Here is a 20,102-nt window from a genome sequence, read left to right on the forward strand (position 1 = left end):
TCGCTGACGGCTATCTTTTGCCAGCTAATTTTTTCCATACAAAGAGCTCCACTGCGTACGAATAAATTTGAATGGGGTATCTAGTCCAAAAAGGCTTTCGGAGTGTCCGATTACCAAGTAGCCAAGATCGTTGAGAGCTCCATAAAAATTTTTAGTTACTTTTAATCTGGCGCTTTCGTCGAAATAAATCAAGACATTTCGACAAAAAATGATATCAAAATTGATCGAATAGGCTGGATCATTAAGGTTGTGATAGTCAAAACGCACGCCTTCGCGCAATAATAAATTGACTTCATACTCCTCTGCTTTGGGGATAAAATACTTATTTGCCCAGCCGTTGGGGATCTCTTCCACCCGCTCACGACTATAAACGCCCTTGCGCGCAACATCGAGATTTTCGGGGTTGAGATCGGTGCCGATCACTTCAAAACTAAAGTCAGGCGGCAACCACTCTCGTAAACAGATAGCATTGGTGTAGACCTCTTCACCGGTAGAGCATCCAGCACTCCAACAGCGAATAAAGGGGCGCGCGCGCGTTTGGCGCTTATGTTCGACAAGTTTGGGAATAATGAAATGTTGAAGTGCGTCGTACTGGGCTTGGTTGCGAAAAAATTTAGTTAAGTTGGTGGTAACCGCTGCCAACAACTGCTTAAGCTCACTCTGGCGCGAGCTCACCAACTTGAAGTAATCTTCCAACGTGATGTTGTTATGCTTGCGCAATTGCTCACCCAAACGACTCTGCAAAATGCTCATATTAATGTCGTTAAAGGTAAGCCCACTGTGCTCATAAATGAGCCGGCTAAAACGTAAATAAATCTCTGGCGTTACAGACACAAGAACCTCCCATGGCTATTCTTCTTTATCAGAGTGTTCAAGTAACGCAATAATGCGGTTTAATTTCTCCTGTGAATGATAGCGAATGGCTATCACCCCCCGATGCTCATCACCCTTGATTTGGAGTTTGACTCCTAAGTTTTCCATTAATTTCTTTTCGGTGTGAAGAATCTGCGCCGATCGCGTGGTTTTGGGTTTAGATGAGCTACTCTTATGAGATGTTTGTACCATCGTTTTGGCGCGTTCTTCGGTTTCGCGCACCGAAATTTCTTCTTCAATAATCATTTGCGAGAGCTTTTGCTGGAGTTCTGGTTGATTCTCCAAGGAGAGCAAGGCTCTGGCATGACCTGCGCTCATTTTTCCCTGCTCCAGTGCTTCTTGAATGGGTGCAGGTAATTGTAAGAGACGTAAGGTATTGGTAACTGCGCTACGGCTCTTACCAATGCGGTTTGCTAACTCTTCATGCGATAAGTTAAGCAGGCTAATGAGTTGCGCGTATGTATTGGCTTGCTCGATAGGTTTGAGATCTTCGCGTTGAATATTCTCGATGAGGGCAACCTCAAGCTTCTGCTCGGCGTTAAATTGCTTTACCACGACTGGGACTTGATTTAATCCCGCGAGTTGGGCAGCACGTAGTCGGCGCTCACCGGCGATTAATAGATAGTTGCCCGCAACTTTTTCTACCAAGAGCGGCTGTAAGATACCATTCTGTTTAATCGACTGGGCAAGTTCGCTAAGCTTCTCCTCATCAAAATATTGACGAGGTTGTTGCTCATTGGGTTTTACCTCACCGATGGCTACCTGTTGAATCTGCTCTTTTCCCTCGCTGGCTAAACTCCCCAAAAGCGAGGCAGCGCCGGCGCCTAATCTACTTTTTGACACGCTCTAAGACCTCTTGTGCTAAGTTTCTATATCGTTCTGCCCCCGAGCTGGCGCTGGCGTATTGTGTAACGGGTTGACTGTGGCTGGGCGCTTCGGCAAGTTTGACGTTGCGTGGAATGACGGTTTTAAAGAAGAGCGAGGGATCCCCGACTTTTTCTACCACCATCTCGATAACCTCTTGGGCAAGACGCGTGCGACTATCGTACATGGTGAATATGACGCCAAGGATGTGAAGTTTTGGATTGAGGCGCTGTTTAATCCGACTGATGGTGTTGAAGAGTAGGGTGAGAAAGCCTTGTGCAGCAAAAAATTCGCACTGCACGGGGATGATGATGGCATCCGAGGCGACGATGCCGTTAATCGTGAGAAGATCGAGGGAGGGTGGGCAGTCGATCAGGATGAAGTCGTAGCGCTCTTTGATTGGATCTAGGAGCTCTTTAAGAAAGTACTCCCGCTTCTCCTGATCGGCGAGCTCTAAGGAGGCGGCCGAGAGGTCGATGGTAGCGGGAATAACGTCTAACTTAAATTCGGGGATGGCGTGAATGACCTCGTTGATGGAAAATTGCCCAGCCAACGCGCTATAAATAGTTTTCTCGTTATTAAATAACCCTACAGAGCTGGATAAATTTCCTTGGGGATCAAAATCTATCAATAAGACTTTTTGATCCTTTTCCGCCAGGGAGGCACCAATATTGACGGCGCTGGTGGTCTTTCCGACTCCCCCTTTTTGATTTGCAAAGACGATAACATTAGACATATACCCTAGTTATCGGCGCAAAGGGGCGCGATATTAACGCTCTGTCAGAGGCTCTTCTTGGCTTTTTACTCTTTTTTCCAACTCTTTGATTTCGCTACGGGCAGCCTCAAGGTAGGTGTTGAGGCGACGCACCTCTTGCTTCTGTTTTTGAAGAAGCTGGATACGATCGGCAAGGAAGAAGGGGATGCTTCCCACCAATCCTAATACCAAAAAGAGTAGGCACGCTAAGGCTAAGGGAAAATCGTTTAAGCTAGTGAACAAAAGGTTCAAAACGACTCTTTGGCTAGAATTCATCGCCATAAAAATACCGACAAGCACGAGGGCGAGGGTTGAGAGGATTAGTTTGTACATAAATAAAAATCTCCTATGTTGTGAACGGCGAGTAAGGGTAAAAGCACCTTACCCACGCATGCGCACATCTTACATTACTATAATACATCACAAAGGAGGGTTTGTCCATTAATATCGCGCAGTTGCACATGAACAAAATCTCCTACGTTAAATTGCTTACCCACCACAATGACATTCTCATTGCGCTGGGTGCGTCCAAGAAACCCATTTTCGGTCTTTTTGGCGGGGCTAATTAAGAGCACTTCGCGCTCTTGCCCAATTTGTTTACGTAAAATCTGATGGCTAATGGCGCGCTGTTTGTCGATAAGTTGTTGCAGTCGTAGTGACTTAATCGCTTCAGGCACCACATCCGTACGCTTGGCAGCTGGCGTACCGGGACGCGTATTATAATAATACATAAAAGCATCTTCAAATTGCACCGTATCAAGCATGGCAAAGAGTGCCTGCATGTCCTCCTCGCTCTCGCTTGGGAAGCCCACCATGAGATCCGTAATCAAGGCGGCCTGTGGCCATTGGGCACGTACCTCGCGTACCAGTGCTTCGAATTTATCGCGACGCGTCTCTCTAGCCATCTCACGCAAAATGCGATCGCTACCATGTTGCACCGCCACATGCAGATGTGGACAAAAGCGCGCATCACTCTTAAGCGCATCGATGAGATCAAGATTAAAATCTTTGGGATGGCTACTGGTAAAACGAAACCACACCTTACCCTTCACCTGCGCACTAAGATAACGAATGAGCGCTGGAAAGTCGACCTCGCCATCTTGATAGCTGTTGACATTCTGCCCTAAGAGCGTAATCTCTTTGACGCCTTGGTCGACATGGCGTTGTAGCTCTTGGGCGATCTCCTCTTTGGGGCGGCTAATCTCTTTGCCTCTAAGATAGGGGATGATACAGAAGGTGCAGTAGTTGTTACAACCGTGCATGATGGGGACATAGGCATGGATGCCGTCGTCGCTGGGGTGGTAGGTGTAGAAGGAGAATTTAGGCACTTCGTCGGTGATTTGGTCGCTCATCATTTTGATAAGGTCGTCGCGCTGGTCGTGAGGGAGCACCGCATTAACATGGAAGGGCGCTTTCATCAGTTGCTCTTTGGCCTCTTTTTTGGCGGCCATACAGCCCATCACGGCAACTTTGAGATCGGGGTTAATCTCGGTGCGGATGCTCTTGAAGAAGCCTAGACGCCCATAAACGCGATCCTCGGCACTTTGACGCACGCTACAAGTGTTGACGATGATCCAGTCGGCCTCATTTGGCGCGCTGGCCTTGGTGTGTCCGCCTTCTTCCAGCGATTGGGCAAGGGCTTGAGATTCGGCAACGTTCATAGGACAGCCGTATGTCTCGATAAAATATTTGCTCATATTGAATAATCCTTGTGATATAAAGTAAAAAGAGTATCGCAAGGATACTCTTTTGGGGTATAAATGTCTTGAGTCGTGAAGGGTTCGAACCTTCGACCCATTCCTTAAAAGGGAATTGCTCTACCAGCTGAGCTAACGACCCAAAATCTTGCCTTATCGGCTATTGATACAAGCATTCTAGCATCTTTTCCCAAAGATGTCAAGAGCAAACACCTCTTTTTCGCTAAATTTTTTACAGATCGGGTACTTTCCTTGTCAATTAATGCGTAAGCGCCTTGCTAAAATGGTTGTTTTGTGCTAAACTTAACGCATGAAGTGGACGTTATGGTTGAGTCTTGCTATGGTGCTGTTGATTGGAATGGTTGTTGTTGCCCAGTTGGAGATTGAGTTGCCGAGCCTTACGGTGAATGTGAGTCCGCAACCCTCTACGTTGGTCGAGAGCCTCTTGCTTGCCGATTTACCTTTGCCAGCCATCGCCCTAGAGGATGCCTCTTCGCTTGCTATTATCGAGACTACGCCCCAAATCCCGGAGGTATTATTAGATGAAATTGTTGCCATTCAACCCTAAATATTCCCTAGGACTCTTGCTCTTTTTGAGCATTTTTCTCTTCTCTTGCTCCAAGGAAAAAGAGAGTAACAGCGAGGCGCTCACGACACAAGATCTTCAGATTTTGCAAGATCGCCAAGAGCAAAAAGTGCGCACTATGTGGGTCATGGCCAACCAGATTCCGCTCTTTGTCTCGTTGCCTACGGCTAACCAGAGCCAAGCCGATGTTTTTTTAATGCAAGGCGATAAAGTGCGCGTGCTCGACGAAACCATCTACACCTCCGACCTCGAACGAAGCTATCTTTATGTGCAAAATCTTGCCGATAATCGCCGAGGATATATCCCCTTAGCCTACCTAATCGACGAGACCTACGCCATCGGGATGACCACAGAATACACGACCCATTACTTTCAACCCGACCGTCGTTTTGGTGCCTCTTCTGCGATCTTTGTCCCTGCTTATCGCCTCATTTTTAGTAACGACAGCCAAGGTCTTTCGCCTTTTGTTGCCTACAAAAGTGTCGATCTCTTGGGCAATCCGCTAGAAGGCTACCTCGAGCGAAAGGTGGTGCACTTTTCACCCCAATTGCTTCAAGCGCATGCCCTTTATCAGCGAGCTTTTTTTAGTGACGATTGGCAAACCACGATCAAATATGCCCAACAAATTCAGCGCGACCATGCCAACACGCCCTTTGCCAAATTGGCAAGTGATCTTCTCGATCTTCAAAATATGAGCGCCCTAGGCAAGCAACTGCGCCTCTTTGCGCGCTCCTATCCTGCCCATCGCGCTCCTGATAACCAAGAACGCGCCATCCCTATCTATAGTAAACCCCACGATCGTGCGCGTGTTTTAGGGTATCTCACCGACGATCGTCGCCTTACCATTGTTGCAGGCTATGGCGAGAATCAAGCCATCCATCTTATCGACTCTCCCTACGCCTGGTATCTTATCGATCGTCAAGGCTGGGTGCCTGCTTCTGCCATTACCCTAGAAGGGCTCATCGAGGAGCTTCACTTCTCCTTAGCTACGCCGGAAGAGGAGGAGCTAGCTTGGCTTGCAGAGCTTGATCAGGGTGATAGCGAGAGTCAATCTGCCTCTAATCAAGATACAATGACACAGAATGCTATCGAAGAAGTGGATATACCAATAACCCAAGGAGAGTAAGAGAATGAAGGGAGTCATTTTAGCCGCTGGCTATGGTACGCGCTTTTTGCCGGCCACCAAGACGCTACCCAAAGAGATGTTACCGTTGATTGATAAGCCAACGATTGCTTTTATCATCGAGGAGTTTGTGCGCAGTGGCATTAAGGATGTTATTGTGGTAACCTCCAGACGCAAGAAGGTGATGGACGACTATTTTGATCGTGAGAGCGAGTTAGAAGAGCTCTTTACGCGTGAGCAATCGCGCAAAAAGCTGGAGAAAATTCTCCCTGCCGACATCAATGTGGCGTTTGTGCGCCAACAAGAGATGAATGGTTCGGGACATGCGCTCTTGGCAGCTGCACCTTGGTTGGGCAATGAGCCTTGCGTCGTGGCATATCCTGATGATCTTCACTTTGGAGAGGAGCCTCTCGCCAAGCAGTTAATTGATGCCTATCATCAGAATGGGCAATGTCAGCTAGCCACGATGACTTGTGCAACCGAGGAGTTGGAGCGTTATGGGGTGGTTGCCTTTGACGATGCAGGCAAGGTTACCTCGATTGTGGAGAAGCCTGCGCGTGGCACTGCGCCTTCTAATCAAGCCAGCATTGGTCGTTTTTTATATACCTCGAAATTTTTTACGCTTCTGCAGGAAGAGGCGGACAAGTTTACCGATAAGGGCGAATTTTATCACACCCATGGGCTCAACCGCATGATGGCGTTGGGGGAGGTGGGGAGTGTAAGCTTTAGTGGTCAGCGCCTTGATGTAGGCGAACCTGCTGGCTACTTAGAAGCCACCTTTAGCTATGCGCAACAGCATGCCGAATTTGCACCTATCCTTGCGGATTTGATCAAGAAATTCTCTTAGTATGGGAGATAAAATTGCTTAAGCCACGCGATATCATTGAGGACAATGTTTGGCGTATGCTTCATGAGGTCGTGTGGCGCTTGGGCAATCAGCGTATAAGAGAGGTCGATGCTTTTGATGTTTTCGGCTCTGCGTTGCGTGTTCTCTTTTTGCACGCTGTTGATAAATTGTTGGCTCCATGCAAGGGGAACTCTCGCATCAGCCTCTCCGTGGGTGAGCCGAATGGGGGTGGTTTGGGCGATGCGGTGGAGATTATTGAGGATAGCATAGTCGGAGACTTTATAGAAGCGTAAGAATTCCTGCACAAATTGCTGTGCGTTACGTCCAGCAATTAGGCTATACTGTTGGCGAAAAAAGCTCCAAGCATGCGCAAAGTCGAGCGTTACTGGCGACCAGAGGATAGTGGGAATGGGTTCGCCCAAGAGCGCGAGGGTATGCAAGGCAACATAGCCGCCATCGCCTTGACCCCACAGCGCAATCTGTTGAAAACGTTCTGGCAACAATGGACGTAAGCTTGAGGGTATTCTCTGGCTAAGAAAGAGAGGCGATCGTTGTAGGGTAAGATAGAGCTCTACCGTATTGATGGGCATCATCAGATAGGTTTCGGCGGAGTTCGCCATCCCCATGGGGGCATCTTCGGAGAGGCCAAAGCCAAAGAAATCTGGAGCAATGACGACGTAGCCGGCAAGCATGTAGGCTTGCGCTATCTTTTCGACGGCCTGCCCAGTGGTATAGTTGTAGTGAGGTTGGAATGGTCGTAAAAGAATGACCGCGCCTTTACTGGGTTCCAGTTGTCCTCTGGGCACGCCCACAAAGAGCGACATTTTGCGTCCCATGGTATGGAAATAAGCCTCATAGCCAATGTATTCTGGGGTTTCGCGTAATACTTGGGTAAGCACGATTTCAGAACTTTTAAAAGGATAGTTCTGCATCGCCTCAAAGCTATAAGGCGCATAGTTGTAGCGTAGTTGTGCCGATAAGTGATTGACGAGAAAGAGCATAATGGTGATAGATAGTGGTATTCTTTTCATAGATATAATTTTTCAATATTTTAGCAAAAAGGTCAAGAGGGATGGAGATTCTATTTAAAAGCAACGAACGAAAGAATATTACAGTGGTTTATGAAGATGAGGCAATTTTGATTGTCTATAAGCCCAGATATATGCATACGTTAAAACAATCTCATAGCGAAGATTCGTTGGAATTGTTTCTCGAGCAGTTACCGTTGAACCTATCGGTATTACCAGAATCTGGCTTAATTCAGCGCTTAGATTTTGTGACGGCTGGATTGGTATTGGTTGCCAAAAATGTCGATAGTTATCACTATCTACGGCAAGAGAGTCGGGATTTTCGGATGGAAAAGGAGTATCAAGCGATAAGCTCCTTGGCAACGGCGAGCTTTGTACCTACGGGATTTTCTGCTCACGCGTGGGATACTCGGCGTATGCAGGAAGGCTGGTTTGTAGATATTGCTTCGCGTTTTGTCTATCGTGGTAAGGGGCGCGAGGCGGTACGTTTATTGCCGATAGAGAGTCGATCGAAGCACGCTAGTGATAGTTATTACAGTCATGTTATGCTAGATAAAATAGAGCCAGAGGCGAGATATCACTTTCGGGTTCGCCTGCATAAAGGCTATCGTCATCAGGTACGTGCGACGCTTTCGGCGCTGGGTTTTCCTATTTTCGGCGATACGCTCTATGGTGGAGTTGCGCAGGATATTGTTGCTTTTTGGGCGACAGCCTTGAGGTTTCGGCATCCAAGGAGCAATGAACATGTGCAATGTTGCTGGCAAATTTTACCGTAGTTATGTTCCTTCTCTTTAAAATTCATGCTTAAAGCCATCTTTTTGTGTATGCATATTTTTTTCCTAAGCTTAGAGGTAGCATTAACGATTTCTCTAAAGTCGAGGTACTATTAAACGATTTTTAGGATATTTTTTCTTCTCTTGGAGCGCATATTTAGTAATAAATATGCATTTTTTATCTATTTTTATATAAATAATCGAAACAATAATACTCTCCATGTGCGCGGGATAGAGAAAAGTCTCTTGACAGATTTTTTTGAAAGAGAGGATAATGGAATAAGCTTACAAAGGAGGATGGTGTGAAAAAAGAAGGGAATTTTATGATAAATATCTATAATAAGACATGAATGTAATAATTTCTCATTTCTAACTGCAACAATAAGGTGAAAGCAACAATGTACTGCATGGGTGGAGGAGAGAGTATGAAAGAGAAATTGAGGGGTATCAAAGCCATAGCGCATGAGGCAGGAGTGGCCATTTCGACGGTATCCTGTGTGCTTAATAATACGGGGCGCATCTCGGTGGAGACGAGGGAGCGAATTTTACAGATTGCAAAGGAGTTAAATTATGAGCCGAGTTTTGTGGCTCAAAGCTTGAAGCGTAAGCGTACGCGGGTGGTTGGATTGTTTATTAGTAATGAGGTGAGTGAATTTTATAGCAAGTTGATTCGTGGGATTAACGAGGGGTTGAGTAGTGAGGGGTATGAGTTTGTGGTTTGCCATGGGGCAAAGGCGCAGAGATTTTTGGGTGAGGGTTTTTTGGATGGGGTTATTGTCTTTGATTCGATTATTGGCGAGCGCGAGATTACGCAGGTCGCTTCGGCGGGTAAGCCTGTGCTACTGTTAGATCGTACGATATCGGCAAAGGGGGTCTCCACGCTTCTTTTAGATAACATGAAGGGCGTTGCCGATGCCATGGCGCATTTGGTGGAACAAGGGCATCAAGAGATTCATTGCGTTACGGGATCGTTGAATCAATTTTATATGGAGGAGCGCATGCGTGCGGTTCGTCACTTCTTACAGGAGCATCAATCGGTGGTGGTACACTGGCACACCAGTAGCTTAGAGGAGCAATCGGGGTATCGCGTTGCCAAGAGTATTTATGTGCGAGCATTTCGTCGGCCTTTGGTCTTTTTTGTCTTTAACGATCAGACGGCGCTGGGCATTTATGACTATGCAAGAAGAAATGACTTAGAAGTGGGCAAAGATATTATTATTGTAGGATGTGATGGCTTATCGATTGGACGATATCTCTATCCGCACTTAAGCAGTGTCGCTTTTGACATTGATTTATGGGGACGGCGCTCTGCTTCGATCATGATCAATCAATTATTACAGATCGATAGCTCCCCCGTGCGTGAACTCTTCCCGATGAAACTGATCGTTGGGGCTTCGAGTCTACGCGAAGATCTCACCCAGCGTATGCGCGTCTAACGGATTTTGCTCTTGTATTTTTTGGTGAAATTGATTAAAATATGCATAGAGGATGAACTATGCGTAAACGAACATTAACCGGAATCAAGCCAACGGGCGAGATGCACTTAGGCAATTACTTAGGAGCAATTCGCCCGGCCTTGGCGTTAGCAGAAGAGCATGATGCTTACTACTTTATCGCCGATTACCACGCGCTGAATGGCATTAAAGATGCAAACGCGTTGCGTGATTACGCAAAAAGTGTGGCTGCAGCGTGGTTGGCCTGTGGCTTGAATCCGACTAATACCTGTTTTTATCGACAAAGCGACGTACCCGAAGTGCATGAGCTTACCACCATGTTAATGGCTTTTAGTGCTAAAGGATTGCTTAATCGTGCCCATGCGTATAAGTCGGCCGTAGAGCAAAATATTATGGATAATCGCGACCCTGATTATCACATTAATATGGGGCTCTATACCTATCCTGTACTGATGGCTGCCGATATTTTGATTGCTCAAGCCGATCTTGTGCCGGTGGGATATGATCAAAAGCAACATATCGAGATGGCGCGCGATATTGCCGAGGCGTTTAATCATGCCTATGGGGAGGAGCTTCTCAAGCTACCTAGCCCTTACTTTGCACAACAGAGTCAGGTGGTGGTGGGTCTGGACGGAAGAAAAATGAGTAAGAGCTATGGCAATGTTATCCCGCTTTTTGCTAGTGATTCGCAGTTGAAAAAGTTGGTTAATCGCATTCAAACTAACTCGCAATCGATTGATGAAGTCAAAGATCCCGATCAATGCAATGTCTTTTCACTGTATAAATCCTTCGCTAATGCACAAGAGATAGAGGCACTTGCCGAGCGCTATCGTCAACCGGGTATGGGCTGGGGGGAGGCGAAGCAGGCGCTCTTTTTACGCCTTAATGAGGAGCTTACCCCAATTCGTGAGCAGTACGCCTATTGGATGGCGTATCCAGAAAAAATGGAAGAGATCTTGATGGATGGCGCTTCGCGGGTAAGAGCCTTGGCGCAAGAGCAGATTCTACGCTTGAAAGAAGCAACAGGGTTACGCTAGATGAAGAGAGCGATTGCGATGTTCTTAAGCGTGCGGATAGAGGAATTCCTTTTGAGGTGGATAGGATGGCAGTAGAACGTATTATCGAGTTGGAGGAGTTGCTTCAGTCGGCGATTCAATCGTATTATAGCGAAGGAGATTCGTCGATCTCGGATGAGGAGTACGATGAGCTGATGGATGAGTTACGATCGTTGGATAGCACGCATCCTTTGCTTCAGCAAGTAGGTTCGCCGATTACGCGCGACTTGGATGCGAAAATTGTGCATCCTATCCCGATGCTCTCTTCGGCAAAGGTCAAGACGCTTCCTGACCTTGAGAAGTGGATTGCTTGGCTGGATATTCCCGAAATACGTTTAGTGGCACAGCCCAAAGTGGATGGGTTGTCGGCGACAATTAAGTATGAGAATGGCCAGCTACGTTATATCGCAAGCCGTGGAGATGGCGTTGTGGGACAAGATATCTCGCACCTAGCACCCTATTTGCAGGGGATTGCTTTAGAGATTCCGCATAAAGAGGCACTAGAGATTCGGGGGGAGCTCTATCTCCCTAAGAACACGAGTTATGATACAGAAGGTCGACCCTTACGTAATAATTGTGTAGGATTGGTTAATCGTAAAGAGGTCTCGGAGGCGTTGCGTCATGTCCACTTTGTCGCTTATGCGTTGCTGAATGAAGAGGCGTTGACCTCCCAAATGGAGCGTTTGGCGCAGTTGCGTGCCTGGGGATTTGCCGTGGTGGAGGAGCGCCTCTGTCAATCGCTTGCTGATGTTTCGGTGATGGTCGAGGAGTATCTTAAAACCCTGCGTGAGACGTGGCTTTATGAGACCGATGGCTTGATCTTTATCGTGGATGATACGGCACTGCATGTGTCTATTGATGGGCGCAAGGTGGTGGATCGTTATCATCATTATAGTATGGCGATGAAGCCTCCTGCACAGAGTCGCACCACGCAACTGGTGGCGATTGAGTGGCAGTTGAGCCGGCAAGGGCTTTTGATTCCCGTAGGCATTTTTGATGCCGTGGAGATGGGGGGAGCGAAGATTAGTCGGGCTACTCTGAATAACGTGGAGAATGTAGAGCGCCTGCGTCTCCACTTGGGGCATCGTATTCTCTTAGAGCGCGCCAACGATGTGATTCCTTTTGTCAAAGAGAATCTTGATGCGTTATCGGTCTTAGCTGTAGATGCGACGCTCATCCCATCGATTTGCCCTAGTTGTGGGCATCGTTTGACGCGCAGTGCGGTGCATCTTAAATGCAATAATTTATCTTGTCCAGAGGTGGCGATTCAGAGCATCCTTTACTGGGTAAAGAAGTTAGAGATGAAAGAGATTGGTGAGCAGACCATCGCGAAGCTTTATGCATTGGGGAAGATTCGCCATCCAAGCGATCTTTACCGACTGACTTATGATGATTTAGTTAGTTTGGAGGGATTCGCCGAAAAACGCATTGAGAATTTTTTGCGCGAGGTAGAGGTTTCTCGTACCATGACGGCATTGACCTTCTTATCGATTTTGGGTATCCCCTTGGTGGCGAAAAAGGCCCTTATCAAGCTGAGCATTAAGAGCGTAGAGGACTTTATGGCATTTACTGATGAGACCTATGTGATTGGCAGAAACATTATCCAGTGGAAGGGCGAAGAGCATAACCGCGAGCTGTTTGAGGATCTTAAAAGCGTGCTTCTCTTAACCGAAGAGGCTGTTAGCGATGAAGTGTCTGATGATAAGATTGTGGTAGTCTTTACTGGCAAGGGTGCGTTGTCGCGCAAGGAGCTACAGGCGATGGCCGAAGGTGCGAACTATCTGGTGGAGGATAATATTAGTACGAAGACGACTCTTTTGGTAACCGATGATGTGGAGGGCAATAGCAGTAAGATGAAGCGTGCTAGAGCTAAGGGCATTGAAATTATTCGGTATGAAGATTTTTTTGCAAGGATAAAGGACTAAGTATGTCGATATTGGTAGAGGCGAAGAATTTATCCTTTGGGTATGCGGAAAAAACGATTCTTGAGCGGGTTCATTTTCAACAGAAGCGCGGAGAGTCTATCGCCTTTGTCGGGTTGAGCGGTGGTGGTAAGACGACGCTTTTAAAGTTGATTGCCGGTATTTTATCGCCCACGGCTGGGGATCTCTCGGTGCATACCAAGCGGGTGGCGTATGTCTCGCAGAGCGATGGCTTGTTGCCTTGGTTGACGGTTTTAGAGAATATCCTCTTGCGCGAGATCTTGCATGGTGAGGCGAAGAATGAAGCGCAGGCACGTCAGATATTGGCGCAAGTGGGTCTCTCGGGCTACGAGGGGCACTTTCCCTATCAACTTTCGGGCGGGATGAAGAAGCGTGTGGAGTTGGCACGGGCGTTGTTGCATCAACCTGAATTGTTACTTTTAGATGAGCCTTTTAGCGCCTTGGATCTCTATCATCGGGAGAAGTTGCAGGAGCTTACCCAGCGGATGTGTGCGGAGTTAGGCACGAGTTTGATTTTGGTTTCGCACTCGTTGGATGAGGCTTGGTTGCTTGCCGATAGAATTTTTGGCTTGATGGGTGCGCCAGCATCGATTGGCTTGGTGGGCAAAGGCGATAAGCAACAATCAGTTGAGCCGTCGTTGATCAATCCTGCGCAGAGCAAGGAGCAGATGCATCGCTTTCTCTACGAAGAGGCCGAGCGCTTGCAGGTGGGCTTTGAGGTAACTCCGCGATTAGTGCGAGGCTTCTCTATTCACAATTATATTATTCCGACATTGATCATTATTACCCTACTCACGGGGGTGGTGAGTCTGTTGAAATATACGCTAGGTTGGCCCGACTATCTCTTGCCCTATCCCAATGCGGTCATCAACATTTGGTGGCAGACGATGCGTAGTGGTTTAATTGGGGAGCATCTGTGGGTTACCAGTCAGGCGGCCTTGCTTGGCTTTGGTTTGGCGTTGTTCGTCGCGTTGCCTTTGGGCTATCTCTTTAGTCGTAGTCGCCTGCTCCACAACTACGGCATGCCCGTGGTCTTGATGGCGAACACGATTCCGACCGTGGCGATTGCGCCGTTTATTGTCTTGTGGTTTGGTTTTGGTCTCTTCGCGCGGGTCTTGACGGTCTTTTTGATTGTCTGGTTGCCGATGTTGATGGGCAGTTATCAGGCATTTAAGATATCAATGGGACAGGTGCGCGAGCATAAGAGTTTTTTTCGTCCTAAATGGTATCGTTCGTTACGCTTTTTAGAGCTTCCCGCTACCTTGGCACATCTCTTTTCGAGCATTAAGGTCTCACTTACCCTCTCCATTATGGGCGCGGTGGTGGGCGAATTTATTGCCGGCTCGAAGGGATTAGGTGCGCTTTTGAATATCGCTAAAGCTAATTATAATATGCCCTTAATGTTTACTGCGCTCCTTTGGCTCATGACTTTAGGTCTCTTAAGCTACGCCGGAGTGAGTATCGTAGAGCGTTTTCTCTTGCGTCGCCACTGGGGCTACTTGCATATATCGCATAAATAGAGTAATATAAGTGTATTCTTTGCCGTCTGTGCAGAGAAAATTTCCCTTAATGTCTGTCATTAAGGAGAAGAGTTCGCCTAGAGCGAAGCATAAGGAGCGTGTCATGGCAGTAGTGACAATGAAAAATTTATTAGAGAGTGGTGTTCACTTTGGACATCAGACCAAACGCTGGGATCCCCGCATGAAGCCCTACATCTTTGCAGAACGTAATGGTATTCACATTATCGATTTGCAGAAGACTATCGTCCTCATTAAAGATGCTTACGAGGCTGTGCGCCACACCGTAAGTGCGGGCAAGACGATCCTCTTTGTTGGCACCAAAAAGCAAGCCCAAGAGGCCGTGCAAAAAGAGGCCGAGCGTTGTGGAATGTACTATATCAACAACCGTTGGCTAGGCGGTATGCTCACCAACTTTAGCACCATCAAGAAGTCTTTATTACGTCTTAAAAAGCTAGAGAAGATGGAGATTGACGGGACCTTTGAAGCACTCACCAAGAAAGAAGTAGCAAAGCTTCAAAAAGAGAAAGACAAGCTAGAGAAGAACCTTGGCGGTATCAAAGATATGAAGGAGATCCCCGGATTGCTCTTCGTGATTGATGCACGCAAAGAGGCGATTGCCATTGCCGAAGCGCGCCGTATGGGTATTCCTGTGGTTGCCGTTTTGGACACCAATAGTAACCCCGAAGGCATCGATTTTCCTATTCCCGGTAACGACGATGCGATCCGTGCGATTGCGCTTTTTACCCAGACCATCGCTAACGCCGTCTTAGAGGCTGACAATGATGTAGGGCTTCAGGTTATCGAGGGGCTTGATGAGTCAGAGGTGGATCTCCTACGCAGTAAGCAGGAGTATGCAGAGAAGTACGAAAATGAAGGCGATACGGAGGAGTAGAAGATGAGTGTAACGATTACCGTAGAGATGGTTAAAGAGCTTCGCGCCAAGACGGACGCGGGCATGGGCGATTGTAAAAAGGCACTCACCGATGCGCAAGGAAATTTTGAGGAAGCGATAAAGTTGCTCAAAGAGCGCGGACTTGCCGCTGCTAACAAACGTGGCGAGCGCATCACGGCAGAAGGTAATATCTTTATTAAGATTGACGAGAAGAAGGCTACTGCTATCGAGCTTAAATGTGAAACCGATTTTGTTGCCCTCACTGATCAATTTAAAGAGGTGGGTCAGAAAATTGCTGATATGGCACACGCTTCGGGCGCTAACACCGTAACCGAAGAGTTGGAGCATCCTGCCAAAGAGGCTGCCGCCATCTTGAAAGAGAATTTGGTGGTGCGTCGGGTACAAACGTTTCTCTTAGCCGATGACGAAGTGGCTGCAGGTTATGTTCACACCGGTATGCCTATGGGTTCGATCGTAAAGGCAAAGGTTACGGGTGGGGATAAGAATCATCCTCAAATTAAAGCATTGCTTAGCGACTGTGCGATGCACGTGGTTGCATCTAACCCACTTTACCTCAATATGCAGGCCATTGATGCTGATTATATGAAGAGTCAGAAAGAGATTTTTGTTAAACAGACCATGGAGTTGGGTAAACCGGAGAATATCGCACAGAATATTGCCGAAGGTAAACTCAAGAGCCATCTAGCTGAAATTAGCTTCGTCGATCAAGAATTTGTTAAAGAGCCTAAGGTTACTGTGCAACAGGTCGTTGATCGCCTTGGTAAAGAGCTTGGTTGCAAGATTGAGGTTGTTGATTTTATGAATTTTCGTGTTGGATTTTAAGGTAAAGAGTTGCTTCTTAGCCTTTAATGCATGGAAAAAGAGTACCTATTAGGTACTCTTTTTTTATACAACATAGAGGAATGTTTTGAGGTGTTTTTATTGGTTTCCAATATTTTCGATAGCAAAGCCAGTAATCAACCAGATAGATTCATGACGTTCAAGATGCCAAGTAAATTGTTTTACCTCATTGAATTGTGCACGGTAATAGACCTGTCGTGTTAAGACTCTTGCATGGGTAGGGGTGTAGCTGACTTGTAAAATTTCAAACTCATCGGGAGCAACAGCAACACCAGATTCAATCTCTCCTGAGCGAATTTCTTCCTTAAAATTCTCGAGAAGCTCTACACGACGACTTTCACTGGCATTCAGGAAGTAGGCACGACGATCGCTACTACGCTGATAAAGTGCTTCAAGGTTAAGGTATAAGAAGACGCGATTCCATTGACTCATCTGTCTACCGTTGAGGGTAAAGTTGACAACTTCATCGGGGGTGAGTGGGCTTCGCTCGAGGATTTCACCGGTCTGTGCGTCGATGCTATGCGTAAATTGCGTCGATGGTGAACTCGGACGTAAGGACAACCTCAATGAGTTGGAGCTAATTGTTGGTTGCGCATTCTTTACGGAGGGAATAAATTCCGCCTGCACGATGAAGTTACCAGGTTCACGAATGTCGACAAAATCATTCAATCGGATCAAAAAGCTATGCTCTTCACCGGGAAGAAGCTTGATGAGGCGATAAAAAATCGGTTCATTGCTGGCAATGCGCATCATGTAATTTTCCGAGACAGGAAGCGCTTGATTAGCTAGCGTACGCACCGAAAGATTGATGTTACGTTCGGATTGATCGGCGAGGCTGAAGATGTAATCTTCTGCGCTATTGTTTCGCACCGAAGCTCGCACCCAAATGGTGTCGTTGGGGTAGTAGACACGTTGGTTGTGAAACTGAAGATGAAAACTCACCTCTTGTCCAAAGAGCAAGAAACTGGGTAAAAAAAACAGTAGTAGAAAATAAGATTTTAATATCCGCATTTATATTCTCCGATACCCTTAATTTTCGGTATTATTAGGCTATTTGTTTAGAGATTTTTCTGATTTTCTACAAAGCCGTTGAATCTCTTTGTGCAGAGTGTAGAGGAGGATTTCGGGGTTTTGGTTGTAATCGCGGGCGCCTAGGTAGCTTTGGTCGATGCGCAGGAAGAGTTCGCGCTTGTTTGGGTAGGGGAGCGTACTTTGTAGGACACGTTCTTTTACTTGTGACAAGATCGCAGGAAGTTGCTGGTAAAGGATGGCGTTCTCTTCTTGATTATAGGTAAAGTAGATGCTTTTCGATGCTTGTGCGCTGGTAAAAAATCGATTTGCAAGATCGCGAGCTTGCGTGAGAGGCAATGGGCTAAGGAGATCATCTAGGGTTGCTATTTCGTTGTTACGAAAGACTTTTTGAATAATGCGCTTTTGCTCCTCGGGCGCTCTCTCTTGGAAGTAGTAGGGGCGCAACCGCGAGAGAATGGTGGGAAGCATCTCTTGTTTGTTGGTGGTGGTTAGGATAAAGTAGAGCTCTTTTTGAGGTTCTTCCAAGATTTTCAAAAGGGCATTGCGTGCCGACTCCTGCATGAGATGCGCTTCTTCAATGATCACCACGCGACTCTCGCCCGAGAGCATTCCCACATGATGAATGAGGGAACGAATTTGCCCAATATTGATGACATAATGGTGCAAAATTTCAGCCACTTCGAGCGCCTTTTGCTCTATCATCAGTAAATTTTCCGCTGTGATTTCATGCTCTGTATCAATCTTTTCTGAGAGTAACTCATTCAGCGCCACGGTCAGTCCCTTAGCTTCTTTGTAGCGCGCATCGTCGCTTTCCCAAAGGGCACTATCGAAACGGCGAATCAATTTCCGTAGACTCTGAATTACCAAGAGTTTTACCGCATCTGGAATCGCTTTTTTATGCTGAATAAAGGCGTGCATCGTTTGCAGTGAGGCGCGAATCTCTTCTTTAAAGTAGCGGTTACCCAAGAGAAAGAGGCGCGGATGCATTAGCTTGCGATGCATAAGACAAGCACGACAGGAGCATTGTTCGGCTTTGGTCTCACACAGAATAAGACGCGCCACTTCTAAGGCAGTGGTCGATTTTCCCGAAAAAGCACCGCCAACAAAGAGATTAGCCGGCGCAAGTTGGGTCTTCTCCCAATCGTGGAGTAATTGTGCGGTGATCTTCTCTTGTGCAACAATGGATGCAAAGGGCACGGCTCTATAGCGTTACGACCGATTGCGCCTGATGAATGTAACTGGCAAAAATGTCGCCAATGGTGCTAGCTTCCACAATATCCATCCATTGTGGGGAGAAGGCCATCATAAAGTAAGCAATAAGACCCCCGACAAAGACTGCGTCTAATAAGCCGATAATTGCACCTAAGATGCGATCAAAAAAGGAAATTTTCTCGTCATTTTTCTTAAGAAAGAGCATACGAATAAGCATCGTTAAAGCCAAAAAGAGGAAGATAATGCTCCAAAATATCCAAAAAGGAGTCAAGAATTTGAGATAAGGGGTTGCTCCCACTGCTAAAAAGAGCGCCGCCGCCTTACTTAGAATTGATATGGAGGAGGAGACTAAGCCGATGATGAGTCCTCTAAGGGTGTAAACAATAAAGATGGTGATAAAAACAATGTCTAAGACGGACATAGCGACTCCTTTTCTTGAAAATTGTACTATTCACTAGCATTATCGTCGTATTTATGCTAAATCTATACAACTTTATGCACTTATTTTTGTAACTCGGTGAGGATGATTTGCGCGATATTTTTGCTGGCATGGGGTTTAATGAGGGTATGTAACTTTGTCGCTAACTGTTTGCGTAGTATATCGTTATGAATAAGATGTTGAACTTTACTCTTAAAGTGTTCAAGGCTTGCCTCATCGGGGTAGAGTACGTGCACTGCCTCTTTTTCGGCGAGCCACCTAGCATTATCGCTCTGATGCCCACGTAAAGGTAACAAGAGAAGTGCTTTCTGCATTGCGCCAAATTCATTGATTGCCCCCGCCCCCGCGCGACTAATTACCACGTCGGCAGCAGCAATAAGATCGGCGAGTTCATCTTGAAAGTAGGCCTTTGGATGATATCCACGTTGTGCGTACGGTGCATATTGTTCGTGTAATTGTCCGGTTTGATGGACAATTACAATTTGATCGGTTTTCGTGGGGAGATAGGCAACAATTAAGTCGTTGATGGCTTTTGCCCCTTGACTTCCGCCCATCACTAAAATAAGGAGCTGTTCTTCTCGCTCTAACCACGCTTTTCGCCCATTAAAGCGATTCCCTAGTAAGAGTGCAGGACGAATCGGCCCACCTAGATGTGTCATTTTTTTACGCCATTTAGGAGAAGCCAGCTCGATAGTTTGGGGAAAGGAGACGAATATCTGTTTCGCAGCGCCTGCCGAGAGTCGATTAGCCAGCCCCAGCGCGTAGTCTGACTCATGGATAAAAATAGGAATTTTACACAAGCGCGCCGCCCAAACACTCGGCACAGCAACAAATCCTCCTTTGCTAAAGAGGAGATCCGGCGATGTTTTGCGTAGAATCCGCCAAGCTTGGAAGAATCCTATAATAATGTTAAAAATATCAGTAACATTTTTAACGCTAAAATAGCGACGTAGTTTTCCCGCACGGATGCCATAAAAAGGCGTCGTGGTTTGCCCTAAAATCTTCCCCTCCATGCCTTTATTCTCCCCAATCCAGAGATATTCTATGGATGGATCTAGCTCTTGCATGCTCTGGATAATTGCCAGTCCCGGGTAGACATGCCCACCCGTACCACCGCCGGTAAATGCAACTTTCATCTTACGTCTTATC

The 20,102-nt window shown here is 46.8% G+C and carries 20 protein-coding genes and 1 tRNA gene; 10 read left to right on the plus strand and 11 right to left on the minus strand.

Translation table 11 applies throughout. The features are described 5' to 3' along the window. Positions 1–24 precede the first annotated feature (24 nt). The 6 genes from PVA46_RS02510 to PVA46_RS02535 all read right to left on the minus strand — a co-directional run bounded on the left by PVA46_RS02510 (position 25) and on the right by PVA46_RS02535 (position 4,330). Entirely contained in the window at positions 25–834 is an 810-nt protein-coding gene (locus PVA46_RS02510) for a CheR family methyltransferase (protein WP_167695188.1), read from the minus strand. Between the two features lie 15 nt (positions 835–849). Beyond that, positions 850–1,716 (minus strand): ParB/RepB/Spo0J family partition protein, encoded by an 867-nt coding sequence (locus tag PVA46_RS02515; protein WP_167695189.1) that lies wholly within the window; start codon positions 1,714–1,716, stop codon positions 850–852. Next, positions 1,703–2,473, minus strand: coding sequence for a ParA family protein (locus PVA46_RS02520; protein WP_167695190.1), 771 nt, complete (start codon positions 2,471–2,473; stop codon positions 1,703–1,705). Before PVA46_RS02520 ends, PVA46_RS02515 begins: the two co-directional genes overlap by 14 nt. A 33-nt stretch (positions 2,474–2,506) precedes the next feature. Beyond that, complete coding sequence (locus PVA46_RS02525) at positions 2,507–2,824, minus strand: lipopolysaccharide assembly protein LapA domain-containing protein (RefSeq protein ID WP_167695191.1); 318 nt, start codon at positions 2,822–2,824, stop codon at positions 2,507–2,509. A 77-nt stretch (positions 2,825–2,901) separates the two neighbouring features. Continuing rightward, positions 2,902–4,188, minus strand: a complete 1,287-nt coding sequence (gene miaB / locus PVA46_RS02530; protein WP_167695192.1) for a tRNA (N6-isopentenyl adenosine(37)-C2)-methylthiotransferase MiaB — start codon at positions 4,186–4,188, stop codon at positions 2,902–2,904. Between the two features lie 69 nt (positions 4,189–4,257). Then, positions 4,258–4,330: transfer RNA gene (locus PVA46_RS02535), tRNA-Lys, on the minus strand. A 168-nt stretch (positions 4,331–4,498) separates the two neighbouring features. Here PVA46_RS02535 and PVA46_RS02540 point away from each other — a divergent pair. Genes PVA46_RS02540 through PVA46_RS02550 form a run of 3 tightly spaced genes read left to right on the plus strand, consistent with a single transcriptional unit; the run spans position 4,499 to position 6,744 of the window. Continuing rightward, positions 4,499–4,756: a hypothetical protein gene (locus tag PVA46_RS02540; RefSeq protein WP_167695193.1), complete on the plus strand. Its 258-nt coding sequence runs from the start codon at positions 4,499–4,501 to the stop codon at positions 4,754–4,756. After that, a complete protein-coding gene (locus PVA46_RS02545) occupies positions 4,731–5,900 on the plus strand; it encodes a hypothetical protein (RefSeq protein ID WP_167695194.1) in 1,170 nt (389 codons plus the stop codon). The genes PVA46_RS02540 and PVA46_RS02545 overlap by 26 nt, the downstream gene beginning before the upstream one ends. A 4-nt stretch (positions 5,901–5,904) precedes the next feature. Further along, positions 5,905–6,744: a UTP--glucose-1-phosphate uridylyltransferase gene (locus PVA46_RS02550; RefSeq protein WP_167695195.1), complete on the plus strand. Its 840-nt coding sequence runs from the start codon at positions 5,905–5,907 to the stop codon at positions 6,742–6,744. On the opposite strand, the gene PVA46_RS02555 is transcribed toward PVA46_RS02550, so the two are convergent. After that, on the minus strand, positions 6,741–7,775 hold the full coding sequence (locus PVA46_RS02555; RefSeq protein ID WP_167695196.1) for an alpha/beta hydrolase family protein: 1,035 nt from the start codon (positions 7,773–7,775) through the stop codon (positions 6,741–6,743). The genes PVA46_RS02550 and PVA46_RS02555 overlap by 4 nt on opposite strands. 41 nt (positions 7,776–7,816) lie before the next feature. Here PVA46_RS02555 and PVA46_RS02560 point away from each other — a divergent pair, with 41 nt between their 5' ends. The 7 genes from PVA46_RS02560 to tsf all read left to right on the plus strand — a co-directional run bounded on the left by PVA46_RS02560 (position 7,817) and on the right by tsf (position 16,252). Continuing rightward, the gene (locus tag PVA46_RS02560; RefSeq protein ID WP_167695197.1) at positions 7,817–8,548 is read left to right on the plus strand and encodes a pseudouridine synthase; all 732 of its coding nucleotides are present in this window, start codon (positions 7,817–7,819) and stop codon (positions 8,546–8,548) included. 422 nt (positions 8,549–8,970) lie between these two features. Continuing rightward, positions 8,971–9,981: a LacI family DNA-binding transcriptional regulator gene (locus PVA46_RS02565; RefSeq protein ID WP_167695198.1), complete on the plus strand. Its 1,011-nt coding sequence runs from the start codon at positions 8,971–8,973 to the stop codon at positions 9,979–9,981. A 59-nt stretch (positions 9,982–10,040) separates the two neighbouring features. Beyond that, on the plus strand, positions 10,041–11,036 hold the full coding sequence (gene trpS / locus PVA46_RS02570; protein WP_167695199.1) for a tryptophan--tRNA ligase: 996 nt from the start codon (positions 10,041–10,043) through the stop codon (positions 11,034–11,036). Between the two features lie 65 nt (positions 11,037–11,101). After that, positions 11,102–12,979 carry a BRCT domain-containing protein gene (locus PVA46_RS02575; protein WP_167695200.1) on the plus strand — a complete coding sequence of 626 codons (1,878 nt, stop codon included), beginning with the start codon at positions 11,102–11,104 and terminating at the stop codon, positions 12,977–12,979. Positions 12,980–12,981: 2 nt separating this feature from the next. After that, positions 12,982–14,517 (plus strand): ATP-binding cassette domain-containing protein, encoded by a 1,536-nt coding sequence (locus tag PVA46_RS02580; RefSeq protein WP_167695201.1) that lies wholly within the window; start codon positions 12,982–12,984, stop codon positions 14,515–14,517. A 103-nt stretch (positions 14,518–14,620) separates the two neighbouring features. Further along, positions 14,621–15,409 carry a 30S ribosomal protein S2 gene (gene rpsB, locus PVA46_RS02585; RefSeq protein ID WP_167695202.1) on the plus strand — a complete coding sequence of 263 codons (789 nt, stop codon included), beginning with the start codon at positions 14,621–14,623 and terminating at the stop codon, positions 15,407–15,409. A 3-nt stretch (positions 15,410–15,412) separates the two neighbouring features. Continuing rightward, complete coding sequence (gene tsf, locus PVA46_RS02590; RefSeq protein ID WP_167695203.1) at positions 15,413–16,252, plus strand: translation elongation factor Ts; 840 nt, start codon at positions 15,413–15,415, stop codon at positions 16,250–16,252. A gap of 96 nt (positions 16,253–16,348) precedes the next feature. On the opposite strand, the gene PVA46_RS02595 is transcribed toward tsf, so the two are convergent. From PVA46_RS02595 to murG, 4 genes are all read right to left on the minus strand, one after another. Continuing rightward, a complete protein-coding gene (locus PVA46_RS02595; protein WP_167695204.1) occupies positions 16,349–17,281 on the minus strand; it encodes a hypothetical protein in 933 nt (310 codons plus the stop codon). 39 nt (positions 17,282–17,320) lie between these two features. Then, positions 17,321–18,499: a hypothetical protein gene (locus tag PVA46_RS02600; protein WP_167695205.1), complete on the minus strand. Its 1,179-nt coding sequence runs from the start codon at positions 18,497–18,499 to the stop codon at positions 17,321–17,323. A 4-nt stretch (positions 18,500–18,503) separates the two neighbouring features. Next, the gene (locus tag PVA46_RS02605; protein WP_167695206.1) at positions 18,504–18,935 is read right to left on the minus strand and encodes a CvpA family protein; all 432 of its coding nucleotides are present in this window, start codon (positions 18,933–18,935) and stop codon (positions 18,504–18,506) included. Positions 18,936–19,015: 80 nt separating this feature from the next. Continuing rightward, the gene (gene murG, locus PVA46_RS02610) at positions 19,016–20,089 is read right to left on the minus strand and encodes an undecaprenyldiphospho-muramoylpentapeptide beta-N-acetylglucosaminyltransferase (protein WP_167695207.1); all 1,074 of its coding nucleotides are present in this window, start codon (positions 20,087–20,089) and stop codon (positions 19,016–19,018) included. Positions 20,090–20,102 lie beyond the last annotated feature (13 nt).

This window comes from Entomospira culicis (genome assembly GCF_028748145.1).
GTDB lineage: Bacteria > Spirochaetota > Spirochaetia > WRBN01 > WRBN01 > Entomospira > Entomospira culicis.